Raw genomic sequence first — 15,786 nt, forward strand, 5'->3', positions numbered from 1 at the left:
AACCGTCATGGAAAAAGAAAATGTACCTCAGCACGATGGAAATTTAAGCAAAAAGAACCTCAAAGAACTTGTTTATGCTACTGATGAAAATGGCGATTACACAACCGCTTTAAGTACGGGTTGGGAACCTAAAGCCATTGCACTCTCCAACGCAATTGATGATATAAAAGAACGTGCCGAAGAAGCCAAACTTAAAGTTCAGATTGGTGAATTAAGTCCGATTTGTTATTATATGGAACTCAATAAAATGGATCTTACCATTCTTGCCGGTTATGTTGAGATGTGGAAATGGCGCGTAAAAAGACATTTTAAACCAACCGTTTTTGCTAAATTGAGCGACAAAATTTTACAGAAATATGCCGACGCTTTTGAGATTTCAATAGCCGAATTAAAAAATATTAAAAACGATTAATGCAAACTAGTTTTACACACCATCAATCTGCTCATTGTGAAAACGGAGTGGCTTCAAATCTGCTAAAAAACAACGGATTGAATATCAGCGAACCAATGGTTTTTGGTATTGGTTCCGGGCTTTTTTTCGTGTATTTGCCCTTTATAAAAGTAAATCATGCGCCGGCAATCAGTTATAGAACTTTGCCTGGACAAATTTTTAATAAAGTTGCCAATCGTTTAAATTTAAAAATAAAAAGACAAAAATTTTCTTCGACCGTAAATGCAAATAAAGCGCTGGATGAAAATTTAAAAAATAATATTCCAACCGGATTACAAGTTGGTGTTTACCATTTAAGTTATTTTCCGGATGAATATCGTTTCCATTTCAACGCGCACAATTTAGTCGTTTACGGAAAAACCGAAACCGATTATTTAATCAGCGATCCGGTGATGGAAACCGTTACGACATTGACACATGACGAATTAGATAAAGTTCGTTTTGCCAAAGGTGCGTTTGCGCCAAGAGGTCAAATGTATTATCCGATTCAGATTCCAAAAGACGTTGATTTTAAAAGTGCCATTATTAAAGGAATCAAAAATACGTGTCGCGATATGCTTGCGCCAATGCCGATTGTTGGCGTTCGCGGAATTAAATTCGTATCCCGACAAATTAGAAAATGGCCACTAAAACACGGTGTTAGAAAAGCCAATCATTACCTCGCACAAATGGTTCGTATGCAGGAAGAAATAGGAACTGGTGGCGGAGGTTTCCGTTTTATATATGCCGCCTTTTTACAAGAAGCTTCGGTTATTCTGAATAATGAAGAATTGAAAACTCTTTCTAAAGAAATGACTCAAATTGGAGATTCCTGGAGAGATTTTGCCGTTGAAGCTTCCCGTATCTATAAAAACCGAAGTGCCAAAGAAGATGCTTACAATTCCATTGCCGATGAACTTCTGGACATTGCCAATCGTGAAGAAATCTTTTTCAAAAAACTAAAAAAAGCAATTAGCTAAACATATTTTGCAAACTGTTATAAAAATAGAATCCCTTTCGAAAAAGTACAAAAATGCAGAAATGTATTCTTTGAATGATGTTTCGTTGGATATAAATCAAGGTGAAATTTTTGGTTTATTAGGTCCAAATGGTGCCGGAAAAACCACTCTGATTTCCATGTTGTGTGGATTGATAAAACCAAGTTCAGGACATTTCACCATTGATGGTTTGAACTATGCCGGCCATTCTTCAAAAATCAAAAAAATTATAGGAGTTGTTCCTCAGGAATATGCCTTATATCCTACGTTGACTGCCCGCGAAAATTTGCATTACTTTGGAAGTATGTACGGATTAAAAGGTTCTGAGTTAAAAGACAAAGTAATTGAAACTTTGGATCTTTTGGGTTTATTAAAATTTGCTGACAAACGCATTGAAACTTTCTCCGGCGGAATGAAACGCAGAGTAAATTTGATTGCCGGAATCCTGCACAATCCAAAAGTTTTGTTTCTGGACGAACCAACCGTTGGTGTTGACGTACAATCTAAAAATGCTATTATAGATTATCTTAAACTTCTAAATCAAAACGGAACTACTATTATTTATACCTCACATCATTTGGCTGAAGCCGAAGATTTCTGTACCACAATTGCTATTCTTGATCAAGGTAAAATTTATGCGCAAGGCACTCCATCAGGTTTAATCGCTTCTACCGAAAAAGCGAGAAATCTTGAAGATGTTTTTATTTCATTAACCGGTAAAGACCTGAGAGATGATATATAAAATTTGGATGTCGATCGTAAAAGAATTTCTCCTGCTCAAACGAGATTTAGGAGGTTTAGTCATTTTATTTATAATGCCTTTGGTTCTGGTTATCACCGTAACATTGATACAAGACAGCACTTTTAAAGCCGTTAGCGAAAATAAAATTCAGATTCTATTGGTCGATAATGACAAAGGTTCTGTTTCTAAAACTGTTTTTGATAATTTAGAAAAAAGTCAGTTATTTACCGTTGTCACACAAATTGACGGCAAACCCATTACAGAAGAAGTTGCCAGAGAAAATGTTTACAAAGGAAAATTTCAACTGGCAATCGTAATCCCAAAAAATCTAAGTACCGATTTACAAGCTAAAATTGATCAGAATGTAGAAAACATTGTAAGCAAAATGGGCTTTTCTGATACTATTGCAAAACCGGAAACTTCAAAAATAATTCAGCAAAAAGAGGTGAAATTATATTTTGATCCGGCAGTACAGCTTAGTTTCAAAAGCTCCGTAATGAGTTCGATTGACAAAATGATTTCGCAAATCGAAACAAAGTCAATTTATACCACTTTTCAAAATCAATTAGGCGAAGAAAATACCAAATTCGAACAAAAGAGTTTTATTACTTTCAAAGAAATTATTCCGAAAGTAAACAACAAAGAAGTCTTACCAAATTCGGTACAGCATAACGTTCCGGCGTGGACACTTTTTGCAATATTTTTTATCGTGATTCCTTTGTCCATTAATATTGTAAAAGAAAAATCGCAAGGAACATTTGTTCGATTATTGACCAATCCGGTTTCAAATCTGGTTGTCATTATCGGGAAAACCGTTACCTATTCAGCTATTTGTATGATTCAGTTTTATATGATGGTTGCAGTTGCGATATTTTTATTTCCACATATTGGTTTGCCTTCCTTAAATGTCGAAGGTCATTTATTTCTAATGAGTGTTGTCGCTCTATTTTCAGGATTTGCAGCTATAGGCTTCGGAATTTTATTGGGAACTATTGCAAGTACACAAGAACAATCAGCTCCTTTTGGTGCGACAAGCGTAATCATCTTAGCAGCAATTGGTGGAGTTTGGGTTCCCGTTTTTGCAATGCCAAAGATCATGCAACTCATCGCAAAATCATCGCCTATGAATTGGGCCTTAGAAGCTTTTTACGATGTTTTATTACGTAACGTTTCTTTCCTGGAAATCATCCCAAAAATAAGTTTGCTATTTTTGTTCTTTATAATTACAACCTGCATTGCATTATTCTATGACAAAAAGAAAAGAACAGTTTAACGAAGCAACTGAATTAACGGTCACGCATGAAATCAGAATTCGTTTTAACGAAACTGATCCACTTGGGATTGTTTGGCACGGCTACTATATTACCTATTTTGAAGATGGACGAGAAGCGTTTGGCCGTCAACACGGACTTACCTATCTGGATATTGCAAAAACCGGATTTACAACGCCAATCGTAAAATCAAAATGCGAACATAAACTGTCTTTGCGCTATGGCGATGTTGTAACAATCGAAACAACAGTTGTTGATACTCCCGCTGCCAAAATGATTTATCGTTTTAGAATAATTGACGAAAAAGGCGAAGTTGCCTGTACTGGCGAAACAGTTCAGGTATTTCTGGATAAAGAAGGAAATCTAATGCTAACAAATCCTCCTTTCTATGAAGAATGGAAACGAAAAGTGGGGTTATTAATGTAAAACACGAATTACACCAATTTTCACGAATTAGAAAATAAAAGACATGTCTACAAGGTTTTGAAAACCTTGCAGGAATAAAAAAAATCTGCATAAATCCGCTTAAATCTGCAAAATCTGCGTGCTCTTTTTTTTCAGATTAAGCATTAGGAGTAAAAAAGATAAAATGACAAGAGAAGTATACATAAATGAAACCAATTGTATCACGCCTTTAGGTTTTGATGTTGAAACAAACATCGACTCCATTGTTCGTGGTGAATCCGGTATTCAATTGCATGAAGACCTTTCTTTGATGCCAATGCCCTTTTATGCTTCAATTATTAATGATGAAAAAATAAACAGTGCTTTTGAGAAAATCAGCACTGACGGCAACTATTCCCGTTTAGAAAAAATGATGATTTTGGCTTTAGAGCCAATTATCAAAAAACCCCAAATTGAATTAAATTCAAAAACTGCTTTTATACTTTCGACCACAAAAGGAAATGTTACAGCATTAAAAAATACTTCAGAGGAAAGTTTTAATAATGCACATTTAGATGTTTTGGCTCAAAATATTTCTGATTTCTTCGGATTCAAAACACAGCCAATTGTAGTTTCAAATGCTTGCGTTTCCGGAATTTTAGCAATTTCAGTAGCCAAAAGAATAATTCAGTCGGAACTTTGTGATGATGTTTTTGTAATTGCGGGTGACGAAGTTTCTGAGTTTGTTTTGTCTGGATTTAATGCTTTTCAAGCGATGAGTGATTTACCGTGTAAACCGTATTCTAAAAACAGAACCGGTGTAAGTTTGGGCGAAGCCACAGCAGCCGTTTTAGTTTCGGCGGAAGCCAAAAACGCTAAAATAAAAGTAATTGGAGATAGTTCGATAAACGACGCCAATCATATTTCCGGACCTTCAAGAACAGGCGAAGGTTTGTTTAGAAGTATTCAAAATGCGATGAAAGAAGCGCAAATAAATTCAGATCAAATCGATTATATTTCAGCTCACGGAACCGCAACTCCATTCAATGACGAAATGGAAGCAATTGCTCTAAATCGTTTAGATTTACAAAACGTTCCCGTAAATAGTTTAAAAGGTTTTTACGGTCATACATTGGGCGCTTCGGGATTATTAGAAACCGTAATTGCAATTGAATCCGCAAATCAAAATATGCTTTTTGAATCAAAAGGTTTTGATGAAATTGGCGTAAGCGAAACGATTAATGTTATTGAGAAAAATGAAGAGGCAACTATTAATTATTTCCTGAAAACGGCTTCTGGTTTTGGAGGTTGTAATACGGCTGTTATTTTTGAAAAAATAAAGTAATATGGACAATCAAACAAACTGGACACCATTTCCTGATGATAATTTACTTGGTTTGACTGACAAAAATCAAATCAATGAATGTGAAGCAACGGGTATTACCAATGCTGAACTTTATGTTTTCGAGCTAGATATCGACATTGAAATTTCAACAATGCTCATTTTAGAAATCCATAAAATCGCTTTTGGCAAACTTTATGATTGGGCTGGAAAATGGCGAAAAACTGAAGTTTCAGTAGGTCAACTTTTGCCTCCCAAACCAACTATGATATTACAGGCAATGTATCAGTTTCTGGACAATTTAAACTTTAAATTATCTATATCTAAAACTCGTAACGAACAAATAGATTGTCTTGTTTATGCTCATTACGAATTCATAAAAATTCATCCATTTAATAATGGGAATGGAAGAACAGGAAGAATCTTAATGAATATTGTTGCCTTGAAATTTGGTTATCAGCCTCTGCAATTACACTACAGAGAAGGTGAAAGTAGAAAATTTTATATCAGTGCAATGAAAGCAGCAGATAATGGAAATTTTAAAATGTTAACAGAATTAATTAGTGAAGAACTGATTTCCTTTTAATTCTTTTTCTTTTAAAACTCCTTCAACAATTTTTACAACTTTAGTTTTTGGAACTTGTTGATCCTCTAATGACATTGTAGAAAATACGGTATCAGCAAGCACTTTTGATAAAAAGCTCTTCTGTTTCAATTGCGGATATTTTTCGTAAAATTTCATATCTTGACAAAGTTATAAAAAAAATGACTCAAAAAACATACATACAATCCTATATCACCATCCAAAACAACGAAATTGTTTTGAACGGATCCTCTGTATTCAAAATAAAATCAACAAATTTTACTTATAAATTATCAAAATTCATATTCATAACCATAATTTTTCTTTCTCTTTTTGGATGCAAACAAAAGGAAACTGAGAAAGCAGATGAACTACGATTTGAAAAAAACGTGTTAAACAATGTTTTTGTAGAAATTGTAGATTCTATATATATGGATCGAAGAATAATTCTTGGTCCTCCGCCTCCAAGACTTGATTTTAAAACCAATAAAGAAGATACAATTGGTCATCATGCTGAATTAAAAAAATATTGGCGTGAGCAAGATAGTATCAAAAAAGATACCGCTAAAATTTTACTTGGTGTAGATAATTTAGTTGAAAAAATAAGCGGATTTGATAAAGAACAATTCATCGAAGATTGTAAAAAATTAAAATGTGTTTATGATAAATCAAAAGAAGTTGAAGGTTTTAAATTTGACTTAATTCCTTTTAAAAACAATAAAAAATTTAATTTCCAATATCTATCAAAATTTCCTCCTGTAGATCTTTGGGATTTAAATGACACAAAAAGTTCTATGCCAGTTGGCTCTATTGGAGTTTCGAGAATTCAGTTTAATAAAACCAAAACTTTAGGGGTTTTATCTGCCGATGCTTCTTGCGGAGGAGGAAAGTGCGGAAGAGGTTTTTTAATTATAATTGAAAACAGATCTGGAAAATGGCATATTATAAAAATTGAAAATACTTGGGTTTCATAAAACCTACTTGTAAGGAAAATTTACAAGTTCAAAAAAATAAATTGACAAATGGGAAATCCTTTCAACAAAATAAAAACGACAATTTTATTTTTTATAATATATATTTTATCTGTCTTTCTTGTAAATGAATTATTTCCAGGCGATATATGTAATCCTGGTGGAGGTTTTTTAATGGTAATGCTATTAATTCCAATATCTATCATATTATTATTCTTTAGAATTGTAAAATATTATCGAGAACGTTAAAACAATGACTCAAAAAACATACATACAAGATTACATTACCATTCAAAACAACGAAATTGTTTTGAACGGAACTTCTGTATTCAAAATTGAACCAACCGATTTTGGTGATTTCTCCAAACAAGCGTATCGTAGTTTTGACATTCAATATCCGAAGTTTTTTAAAATGGACGCTTTGAGCAAATTGGCTTTTTTGGGATCTGAATTACTTTTGAGTCCGATAACTTCGACTGAACAAGAAAATAATATTGCTTTGGTTTTGGCCAATAAATCATCAAGTTTAGATACTGATGTTAAGTATCAGGAATCTATTTCGGACAAAGAAAACTATTATCCAAGTCCGGCAGTTTTCGTTTATACATTGCCAAATATTTGTTTGGGCGAAATAAGTATTCGTCATCAGCTGAAAAGTGAAAATTCTTTCTTTATATTTGATGCTTTCAACACGGAATTCATGTCAAATTATTCTAATATTTTGCTGAATTCAAACAAAGCAGATACGGTTCTTTGTGGTTGGGTAGAATTTTTTAATGACAATTACAAAGCGTTTCTTTGCACTATTAGCAGAGAAGAAAGCGCAAAATATACAAACGAGAATATCAATACATTATATAATAAATAATCATGGAAGCATTAAAAGAAGAATTAAAAAACAAAATCATTACCACTCTAAATCTTGAAGATATCGCAATCGAAGACATTGCTGATAACGATCCTTTATTTGGAGACGGTTTGGGTTTAGACTCGATTGATGCACTTGAATTGATCGTGATTCTTGATAAAGATTACGGAATTAAACTGGTTGACCCAAAAGAAGGAAAATCCATTTTTCAATCTATTGAAACTATGGCTGCTTATATTAGCGCAAACAGAACAAAGTAAGACTGCCTTAGACTTGCTTAGATTTTAGACTTCTTAGACAAGAATTAAAAAGTCCAACAATCTAAGAAGTCTAAAATCTAAGCAAGTCTAATAATCTAAGAAGTCTAAAAATGAAAGGTGTTGCAATAACGGGAATGGGAATTATCTCTTCGATTGGAAATTCAGTCGAGGAAAATTTTATTTCGTTAATCGAAAATAAAATTGGTATAACCCGTATCGAAAACATTTCGACCGTTCATGCGGATGTTATTAAGGTTGGTGAAATTAAAAAAACCAATGCTGAATTAGTTAATGAATTGGAACTTCCTGAAGACAATAACTTTTCGAGAACAGCTATGATTGGTGCTTTTGCAGCCAAACAAGCTGTGAAAAATGCCGGAATTACATCGATAAACGAATTTAGAACCGGGCTTATCTCGGCAACAAGCGTTGGCGGAATGGACATGACCGAAAAGCATTATTACGATTATTTTAAAGATCCTGAACTCACCAAATATATTAGTTGTCATGACGGCGGCGATGTTGCCGACAAGATTGCTGAAGAATTGGGTTTAAAAGGAATGGTTACGACTATAAGCACTGCTTGTTCATCGGCAGCGAACTCGATTATGTTGGGCGCGCGACTGATTAAAAACGGAAAACTGGATCGCGTTATCGTGGGCGGAACGGATGCTTTGGCAAAATTTACGATCAACGGATTCAAGACTTTGATGATTTTATCTGACGATTACAACAAACCTTTTGACAATAACCGAAAAGGTCTTAACCTTGGCGAAGCTGCTGCATATTTGGTTTTAGAATCTGATGAAATCGTTGAAAAACAAAACAAAAAAGTTTTGGCTCGCGTTTCCGGTTATGGAAATGCAAATGATGCTTTTCATCAAACTGCCTCTTCAGAGAATGGTGATGGCGCTTATTTGGCAATGAAAAAAGCCTTTGAAGTTTCGGGTTTAAAACCAAATGAAATCGATTATATCAACGTTCACGGAACGGCAACTCCCAACAATGATTTATCTGAAGGAAGAGCTTTACTCCGAATTTATGAAGATTTAAAAGTTCCCGATTTTAGTTCGACCAAACCTTATACGGGACACACTTTGGCAGCGGCAGCAGCAATTGAAGCCATTTACAGTGTCTTGGCAATTCAGAATAGTGTGGTTTATCCCAATCTGAATTTTGAAACACCAATGGAAGAATTTGATCTGAAGCCACAAACTTCTTTAAAAATGAAAAATATCGAACACGTTTTATCCAACTCTTTTGGTTTTGGAGGAAATTGTTCGACACTTATATTTTCGAAAAGCTAGAATGAAAAAAACATATATAAATGGAGTAGGTTGTATTTCGGCTCAAAAAACATTTGATACTGTTTTTTTGGAAGAAGCGGTGTACAATCAAAATGAAACTATTCTTTCAGTACTTGCTCCGGTTTACAAAGATTTTATTACGCCCACTGCAATTCGAAGAATGGCAAAAGGAGTGAAAAACGGAATTGTAGCTTCGGCATTAGCCTTAAAAGATGCTCGTCTTGAAAATGTAGATGCGATCATTACCGGAACCGGTTTGGGGTGTATTGAAGATTCTGAAAAATTCCTAAAAAATATTCTTGATAACAACGAAGAGTTCTTAACGCCAACTTCTTTTATTCAGTCCACTCATAATACTGTTGGCGCTCAAATTGCCTTATCATTACAATGCAAAGGCTATAATTTTACGTATGTCAACGGAGCTGTTTCTTTTGAATCGGCGATTTTGGATGCTAAAATGCAAATCGAAGAAAACGAAGCCAATTCTATTTTAGTTGGCGGAATTGATGAAAATGGTGATTATACGACATCGCTTTTTAAATTGGCAGGACGTATCAAACAAGATGGTGAACAGCCTTATGATGTTTTAAATCCAACTTCAACTGGAACTGTTTTTGGTGAAGGTGCCAGTTTTTTTGTTTTAGAAAATGAAAAAAAAGACACTACTTATGCGCAGATTTTAGATGTTGAAATTAAAAACACTTTAGAAGAAAACGAAATTGAAACGGAGATAATTACTTTTTTAAACGCCAATAATTTACAAATTTCAGATGTTGACGCTGTGGTTTTTGGTTTAAATGGAAACATCACTTTTGATTCTTATTATACCTCTTTGGCTGAAAATGCTTTTGCAAAAACGCCTCAGTTGTATTACAAACATTTGAGTGGCGAATATGATACGGCTTCAGCTTTTGCTTTATGGATGGCTTCAAAAGTAATCAGGACTCAGGAAATTCCAGAAATCATAAAAGTAAATTCGGTTGAAAAACCAGCTTACAATACCATTTTATTGTACAATCAATTAAATGGGAAAAATCATAGTTTTACGTTACTTTCAAAATGATAACGCATAAAAACATATCACTTTTTTTTATCTTTTTATTGCTTTTATTACTTCTTCTGAACTTTTATATCGCGATAAATATTTGGTGGTTTGTAGCGGTTATTTTGATTTGGTTGGGAATTAACGCTATAGGTTCGTCCTTAATTTCTTCTAATTATCATGTCAAAGCTTACAGCAATAATCCCTTAGAAACAGCAAAAAGAATTGCCATTACTTTTGATGACGGTCCGAGCGTTTATACTTTGGAGGTTTTAGAATTACTAAAAAAATACAATGCAAAAGCTACTTTTTTCTGCATTGGAAAAAACATTGAAACGCATCCTGAAATTGTTCAAAAAATTATTGCCGAAGATCATTTGGTTGGAAATCATTCTTATAATCATTCTAAGTTTTTTGATTTTTATAATGCCAAAAAAATTACCGAAGAACTTCAAAAAACAGATCTTCTTTTAGAAAAATTCACCTCAAAAAAAGTCAACTTTTTTCGTCCGCCTTACGGAGTTACGACGCCATCGATTCGTAGAGCTTTAAAAATCACCGGTCACAAAGTTATTGGCTGGAATATTCGTTCGCTTGACGGCGGAACAAGAAATCAAAATTTAATTTTCAATCGAATTATAAAACATGTTTCTCCAGGTGGAATTGTACTTTTGCACGATACGGGATTACACTCGGTTTTAGTATTGGAACAGTTTTTGCAATTTTTACAGCAAAACAATTATGAAGTGATTTCGATTGAAGAACTTTTGAATCTTAAAGCTTATGAAATTGAACGCTGATCAAACAGAAATTCATCTGGTTAGACCTAACAGGTTTTAAAATCTGTTAGGTCTTGCTAAACAACTTTTAACAATCTATGAAAACTAAAATAGCCTTACTAATTCTATTTATTTCAGGCAACTTGTTTGCTCAGGAACAAAAAATGTCTGATGCAGAAATTGCTGCTTTCAAACAAGATGTAAATGTGGTTTCCAAAAAAATCAAAACCTTAAGTACTGATTTTGTTCAATACAAACATTTAGATTTTTTATCGAAAGACATTGAAACTTCGGGTAAAATGATTTTTAAAGAACCAAATTTATTGCAATGGCAATACAAGAAACCATACAATTATAGTATTGTTTTTAAAAACGGAAAAATCCTGATTAACGACGAAGGAAAGAAAAGTGCGGTTGATATTGGAAACAGTAAAATCTTTGGCCGCATTAATAAATTGATCGTTGGCAGTGTAAGCGGAAATATGTTTGACGATAAAGAATTTACGATTTCGTACTTTAAATTGAAAGGTCAAAATCTGGCAAAATTTGTTCCAAAAGATGCTACTCTGAAAAAATACATCAAACAAATAGAACTGACTTTTGATAAAGAAGAAGCTACAGTTGTACAGGTTAAACTACTGGAATCATCTGAAGATTATACCAGAATTGTACTTAAAAATAAAGTGATCAATGCAAAAATCGACGATTCAGTTTTTACTAATTAATTGCCTTTTGGCATTCGTTTTAGTTTCTTGTGGCTCGGTCACAAAAAATTATACTCTTAAAAAACTAGACAAAACGTCTTATCAGGTTCCCTATTTTACAGATTCAAAAACGGATTATGTTTATAAAACAAATATCACGGTTTATGGTCACGAAATATCCGGAATTTTTATCGCCAAGAAAATAAATGATACCACACATCGCGTTGTTTTTACAACCGAATTTGGTAACAAATTGTTAGATTTTGAAATTTCTGAAAAAACTTTTAAAGTCAACTCGATCGTGTCAGAATTAGATCGGAAGATTTTGATTAATACATTAACAGAAGATTTTCGCTTGCTTCTTAAAAAAGAATATTTGATTCAGGAACAATTTGAAAATGAATCTGATAACATTTACAAATCGAAAGATGGAAACCGTGATAATTATCTTTTTATTTCTAAAAACGGATCGAAATTAGAGAAGGTTGTTAATGCATCTAAAACAAAAGAAAAAATAACACTGCTTTTTAGTTCAGAAAACAATATTTTTGCCGATAAAATTCAGATTATTCATCAGAATATCAAGTTAAAAATTGAGTTAAATTATTTTAAATCAGAGTAAAACTTAATCTAAAGCTAAACTTAAATCAAATTAAAAATGAAAAAATTAACCGTAATTGCCTTTATATTATTTATCGGAATTATAACATCAAATGCACAAGTAAGAGTAAGCCCTGGAATTCGTGGAGGTTTAAACGTTTCAACATTAACCAATATTGATGATAATAAATCTAAAACAGATTTTTATATTGGTGGATTAGTAAACATTAAATTTAATAAATATTTTTCGTTACAGCCTGAGATAACGTATTCAAGACAAGGTGATCAAGGAAGGGAATATCTTGGAAACGGCTTTAATTATCGTTATGTAAATTATGAATTAAACTACCTGACACTTGGTGCAGTAGCAAAATTTAATATTGGCGGTAAAGGTTTTCACATTTTAGGAGGTCCATCTGTAGATTTAAAAATTTCTGATAATTATATCAACAGCAATCCTGAAGATTTTGATCTTGCCTTTGTTGGAGGTGTTGGTTATACATTGCCAAACGGATTAACATTTGAAGCCAGAATTAAACAAGGTTTAATTGACATCTATGGTTACGATGGAATTAACAATGATAATAACGGTTATTACTATAATGACGTTATTCTAAATCAGGTTTTTCAAATTGGTATCAGTTATACTTTTAAAGTAAAATAAAATAGATTGAATTCAAAAAAAATATACATCGCCATAGTAGTGTTTTTCATGCTACATCAAGTACAAGCACAAGTTAGTTTTAAGCCTGGTTTGAGAGGAGGTTTTAATTTTTCTACAATCTCAGAAATGCACGCTTCTTATAAAACTGATTTCTATGTTGGTGGTTTTGGAGAAATAAATATAAAGAAACATTATGCGTTGCAGCCTGAAATAACATATACCAGACAAGGCTCTAATAATGTAAGAAGAAATTATTCCGACCCAAATACAGGAACAGAAAGAATGGAAATTCGGGATCTGCATTTGGATTATTTGTCATTTGCGCTTATTAACAAATTTACATTTGGACCTGGTATTCAAATACAGTTTGGACCTGCTTTAGATGTCTTGGTAGGCGACAATCTAGTCAAAAGAAAAGAATATAATGATTTAGCGTTTATTACTGGTATTGCTTATAAGTTGCCGTCAGGTCTCACCATTGAAGCCCGATTAAAAAAGGGTTTATTTGATATACTGGACAGTGATTATTATTACAATGATCGTAATGATCATTACTTATTTGGAGATTATAATACCAATGTCAATTTTCAGGTAGGGCTTTCTTATTCTTTTGGAGAAAAAAAATAAAAAATATGGTTTTAAAAGATTTCTATAAAGTCCTTTCGGAAGAAAAAACGGGAGATTCTAAATATAACATCACGATTTTGATCAATGAAAAACATGAAGTTTTCAAAGGTCATTTTCCGGGAAATCCTATTATGCCGGGAGTTTGCATGATTCAGATTATTAAAGAACTTACAGAAGCAATTACCAAAAGTACTTTGATGATTCAAACCCTTGCCAATGTAAAATTTATGGCGCTGATTAATCCCGAAGCTACTCCGGAATTGCGTTTAGAATTGGATATAACAATTACCGAAGATGATTTGGTTAAAGTAAAAAACACAACTTATTTTAACGACACGGTTGCTTTGAAATTAAGCAATGTGTACAAAAAAATATAATTATGAAATTGCTACTATCATTATTCTTGTGGATTAATTTTGGAGGATCTCCGGATTTGGCGACCGTCAGAAAAATGTATTCGAGCGTTACAAAATCAGAAAGTAATGCTAAAGAATTTTCGGCAAAACTGGCTGATGTTTCAGACAATGATGCAAAAGTTTTAGTGGCTTACAAAGCTGCTTCGATTCTATTGAATTCGAAGTTTGAGAAAAAGTTAAAAGATAAAATGGATCGTTTTAAAGAAGGTGCAACTCTTCTGGAATCGACCATAAAAAGTGAGCCTAACAATATCGAAATTAGAATGATCCGGTTAAGTATTCAGGAAAATGTTCCCGGAATTACAGGTTATAAAAAGAACATCAAAGAAGACAAAAAATATATTACAGAACATTATGATGAACAAAATGCTAGTTTAAAAGAATACTTAAAAGACTTTATTTTACAATCGAAAAGCTTCTCTGAAAAAGAGAAACAATTCGTAAAGTAAGGTAGAAAAACTCCAAATGAAACCTATTTTATCACAGCAGGAATTGCTCGATTCGACCCATTTTTGCGTAATTGTTCCCACATACAACAATCACAAAACGCTAAAAAAAGTGCTGGATTCTATTTTAGATTTCACTACAAATGTCATTATAGTCAATGATGGATCGACCGATGAAACTTTTGAGATTTTGCAGCAATATTCGCAACTCACACAAATTCATCATCCTAAAAACTTAGGAAAAGGGCGAGCGCTTAGAAATGGTTTTAGAAAAGCAATCGAAATGCATTTTGAATATGCGATCACAATTGATTCTGACGGACAACATTTTGCTTCTGATATTCCAAGCTTTATTGCCGAAATTCAAAAAGAACCAAATTCTTTATTGATTGGAAGCCGTAATATGACACAGGAAAATGTGCCAAAGAAAAGCAGTTTTGGAAATAAATTTTCAAACTTTTGGTTCAAGTTCGAAACCGGAATTAAACTGGATGATACACAATCAGGATTTAGATTATATCCTCTAAATTTGATTCCGAAGCAATTTTATACGAACAAATTTGAATTTGAAATTGAAGTAATTGTTCGTTCTGCCTGGAAAGGAATTGTCGTTAAAAACATTCCGATTCAAATTTTATATGATCCTGTAGAACGCATTTCTCATTTTCGTCCGTTTAAAGATTTTACGCGAATCAGTATTCTAAATACCGTTTTGGTCATTAATGCCTTATTATATATCAAGCCTAGAGATTATCTTAGAAAAGCAAAAAAAAAAGGATTTAAGAAATTCTTTCTCGAGGATATTTTAGAAAGCAGTGATTCTAATTTCAAAAAATCAGCCGCAATTGCTTTAGGAATTTTCATCGGAATTTCTCCGTTTTGGGGATTTCAAACAATATTACTTTTTACTTTTGCTGCTTTGTTCAAACTCAATAAAGTCATTGCTTATCTGGCGTCAAATGTGAGCTTTCCTCCTTTTATTCCGTTTGTAATTTATGGTTCTTTAAAAATGGGAAGCTATTTTGTGTCCAACGAAGCGCCTTTGATTTTAGACAGTTCGATTACGCTCGACGATATTCAAAAAAATGCAACACAATATATCGTGGGAAGTCTTATTTTAGCATCCGTTTTAGCGCTATCAGTTGGTCTATTAAGTTATTTGCTTTTAACCGCTTTTACGTCCAATAAAAACAAAACAAACTAAATATTTTTCGCCACGAATTACACGAATTTTCACTAATTAATTGGGGTAAGTTCATCGTTGAGTATTGTTAAAATAATTAAATTTAAATCTACCACAGAATAGAAAGTTTTACCTAATTTGAAATAAAATTCGTGAAAATTCGTGTAAT

The 15,786-nt window shown here is 33.0% G+C and carries 21 protein-coding genes; 20 read left to right on the top strand and 1 reads right to left on the bottom strand.

Annotated features, from left to right (window positions below):
* The first annotated feature begins 7 nt into the window (after positions 1-7).
* The 7 genes from EAH81_RS03720 (at position 8) to EAH81_RS03750 (ending at position 5,753) form a co-directional block, all read left to right on the top strand.
* A complete protein-coding gene (locus tag EAH81_RS03720) occupies positions 8-412 on the top strand; it encodes a hypothetical protein (RefSeq protein ID WP_140503901.1) in 405 nt (134 codons plus the stop codon).
* Positions 412-1,410: a BtrH N-terminal domain-containing protein gene (locus EAH81_RS03725; protein ID WP_140503906.1), complete on the top strand. Its 999-nt coding sequence runs from the start codon at positions 412-414 to the stop codon at positions 1,408-1,410. Before EAH81_RS03720 ends, EAH81_RS03725 begins: the two co-directional genes overlap by 1 nt.
* Positions 1,411-1,471: 61 nt before the next feature.
* The gene (locus EAH81_RS03730) at positions 1,472-2,170 is read left to right on the top strand and encodes an ABC transporter ATP-binding protein (RefSeq protein WP_170214122.1); all 699 of its coding nucleotides are present in this window, start codon (positions 1,472-1,474) and stop codon (positions 2,168-2,170) included.
* Positions 2,160-3,443 (top strand): ABC transporter permease, encoded by a 1,284-nt coding sequence (locus EAH81_RS03735; RefSeq protein WP_170214119.1) that lies wholly within the window; start codon positions 2,160-2,162, stop codon positions 3,441-3,443. The genes EAH81_RS03730 and EAH81_RS03735 overlap by 11 nt, the downstream gene beginning before the upstream one ends.
* A complete protein-coding gene (locus tag EAH81_RS03740) occupies positions 3,418-3,867 on the top strand; it encodes an acyl-CoA thioesterase (protein ID WP_140503910.1) in 450 nt (149 codons plus the stop codon). The genes EAH81_RS03735 and EAH81_RS03740 overlap by 26 nt, the downstream gene beginning before the upstream one ends.
* 163 nt (positions 3,868-4,030) lie before the next feature.
* Entirely contained in the window at positions 4,031-5,170 is a 1,140-nt protein-coding gene (locus EAH81_RS03745) for a beta-ketoacyl synthase N-terminal-like domain-containing protein (protein WP_140503912.1), read from the top strand.
* 1 nt (position 5,171) lies between these two features.
* Complete coding sequence (locus EAH81_RS03750; RefSeq protein WP_140503914.1) at positions 5,172-5,753, top strand: Fic/DOC family protein; 582 nt, start codon at positions 5,172-5,174, stop codon at positions 5,751-5,753.
* Here the strand turns inward: EAH81_RS03750 and EAH81_RS03755 are convergent.
* Positions 5,724-5,909 (bottom strand): hypothetical protein, encoded by a 186-nt coding sequence (locus EAH81_RS03755; protein WP_140503916.1) that lies wholly within the window; start codon positions 5,907-5,909, stop codon positions 5,724-5,726. The two genes, EAH81_RS03750 and EAH81_RS03755, sit on opposite strands and share 30 nt — an antisense overlap.
* Before the next feature lie 23 nt (positions 5,910-5,932).
* On the opposite strand from EAH81_RS03755, the gene EAH81_RS27805 reads away from it, so the two are divergent.
* The 13 genes from EAH81_RS27805 (at position 5,933) to EAH81_RS03820 (ending at position 15,638) form a co-directional block, all read left to right on the top strand.
* The gene (locus EAH81_RS27805; RefSeq protein ID WP_241676502.1) at positions 5,933-6,724 is read left to right on the top strand and encodes a hypothetical protein; all 792 of its coding nucleotides are present in this window, start codon (positions 5,933-5,935) and stop codon (positions 6,722-6,724) included.
* Positions 6,725-6,974: 250 nt separating this feature from the next.
* On the top strand, positions 6,975-7,589 hold the full coding sequence (locus EAH81_RS03765) for a 3-oxoacyl-ACP synthase (protein ID WP_140503918.1): 615 nt from the start codon (positions 6,975-6,977) through the stop codon (positions 7,587-7,589).
* Positions 7,590-7,591: 2 nt separating this feature from the next.
* Positions 7,592-7,849 carry a phosphopantetheine-binding protein gene (locus tag EAH81_RS03770; RefSeq protein WP_026727250.1) on the top strand — a complete coding sequence of 86 codons (258 nt, stop codon included), beginning with the start codon at positions 7,592-7,594 and terminating at the stop codon, positions 7,847-7,849.
* 110 nt (positions 7,850-7,959) lie between these two features.
* Complete coding sequence (locus tag EAH81_RS03775) at positions 7,960-9,156, top strand: beta-ketoacyl-[acyl-carrier-protein] synthase family protein (RefSeq protein ID WP_140503920.1); 1,197 nt, start codon at positions 7,960-7,962, stop codon at positions 9,154-9,156.
* A 1-nt stretch (position 9,157) separates the two neighbouring features.
* Positions 9,158-10,219 (top strand): beta-ketoacyl synthase N-terminal-like domain-containing protein, encoded by a 1,062-nt coding sequence (locus tag EAH81_RS03780; RefSeq protein ID WP_140503923.1) that lies wholly within the window; start codon positions 9,158-9,160, stop codon positions 10,217-10,219.
* On the top strand, positions 10,216-10,998 hold the full coding sequence (locus EAH81_RS03785; RefSeq protein WP_140503925.1) for a polysaccharide deacetylase family protein: 783 nt from the start codon (positions 10,216-10,218) through the stop codon (positions 10,996-10,998). Before EAH81_RS03780 ends, EAH81_RS03785 begins: the two co-directional genes overlap by 4 nt.
* A 77-nt stretch (positions 10,999-11,075) precedes the next feature.
* Positions 11,076-11,702 (top strand): outer membrane lipoprotein carrier protein LolA, encoded by a 627-nt coding sequence (locus EAH81_RS03790; protein WP_140503927.1) that lies wholly within the window; start codon positions 11,076-11,078, stop codon positions 11,700-11,702.
* Positions 11,668-12,303 carry a hypothetical protein gene (locus EAH81_RS03795; protein ID WP_140503929.1) on the top strand — a complete coding sequence of 212 codons (636 nt, stop codon included), beginning with the start codon at positions 11,668-11,670 and terminating at the stop codon, positions 12,301-12,303. Before EAH81_RS03790 ends, EAH81_RS03795 begins: the two co-directional genes overlap by 35 nt.
* Before the next feature lie 36 nt (positions 12,304-12,339).
* Complete coding sequence (locus tag EAH81_RS03800; RefSeq protein ID WP_140503931.1) at positions 12,340-12,945, top strand: porin family protein; 606 nt, start codon at positions 12,340-12,342, stop codon at positions 12,943-12,945.
* 39 nt (positions 12,946-12,984) lie between these two features.
* A complete protein-coding gene (locus EAH81_RS03805; RefSeq protein WP_410501097.1) occupies positions 12,985-13,572 on the top strand; it encodes an outer membrane beta-barrel protein in 588 nt (195 codons plus the stop codon).
* A 5-nt stretch (positions 13,573-13,577) separates the two neighbouring features.
* The gene (locus EAH81_RS03810; RefSeq protein ID WP_099710183.1) at positions 13,578-13,949 is read left to right on the top strand and encodes a 3-hydroxyacyl-ACP dehydratase; all 372 of its coding nucleotides are present in this window, start codon (positions 13,578-13,580) and stop codon (positions 13,947-13,949) included.
* A gap of 2 nt (positions 13,950-13,951) precedes the next feature.
* Complete coding sequence (locus EAH81_RS03815) at positions 13,952-14,437, top strand: hypothetical protein (RefSeq protein ID WP_140503935.1); 486 nt, start codon at positions 13,952-13,954, stop codon at positions 14,435-14,437.
* Between the two features lie 16 nt (positions 14,438-14,453).
* Entirely contained in the window at positions 14,454-15,638 is a 1,185-nt protein-coding gene (locus tag EAH81_RS03820; protein WP_140503937.1) for a DUF2062 domain-containing protein, read from the top strand.
* The last annotated feature ends 148 nt before the right edge of the window (positions 15,639-15,786 follow it).

The sequence above is a fragment of the Flavobacterium pectinovorum genome, assembly GCF_006438875.1.
Classification (GTDB): Bacteria; Bacteroidota; Bacteroidia; order Flavobacteriales; family Flavobacteriaceae; genus Flavobacterium; species Flavobacterium pectinovorum_A.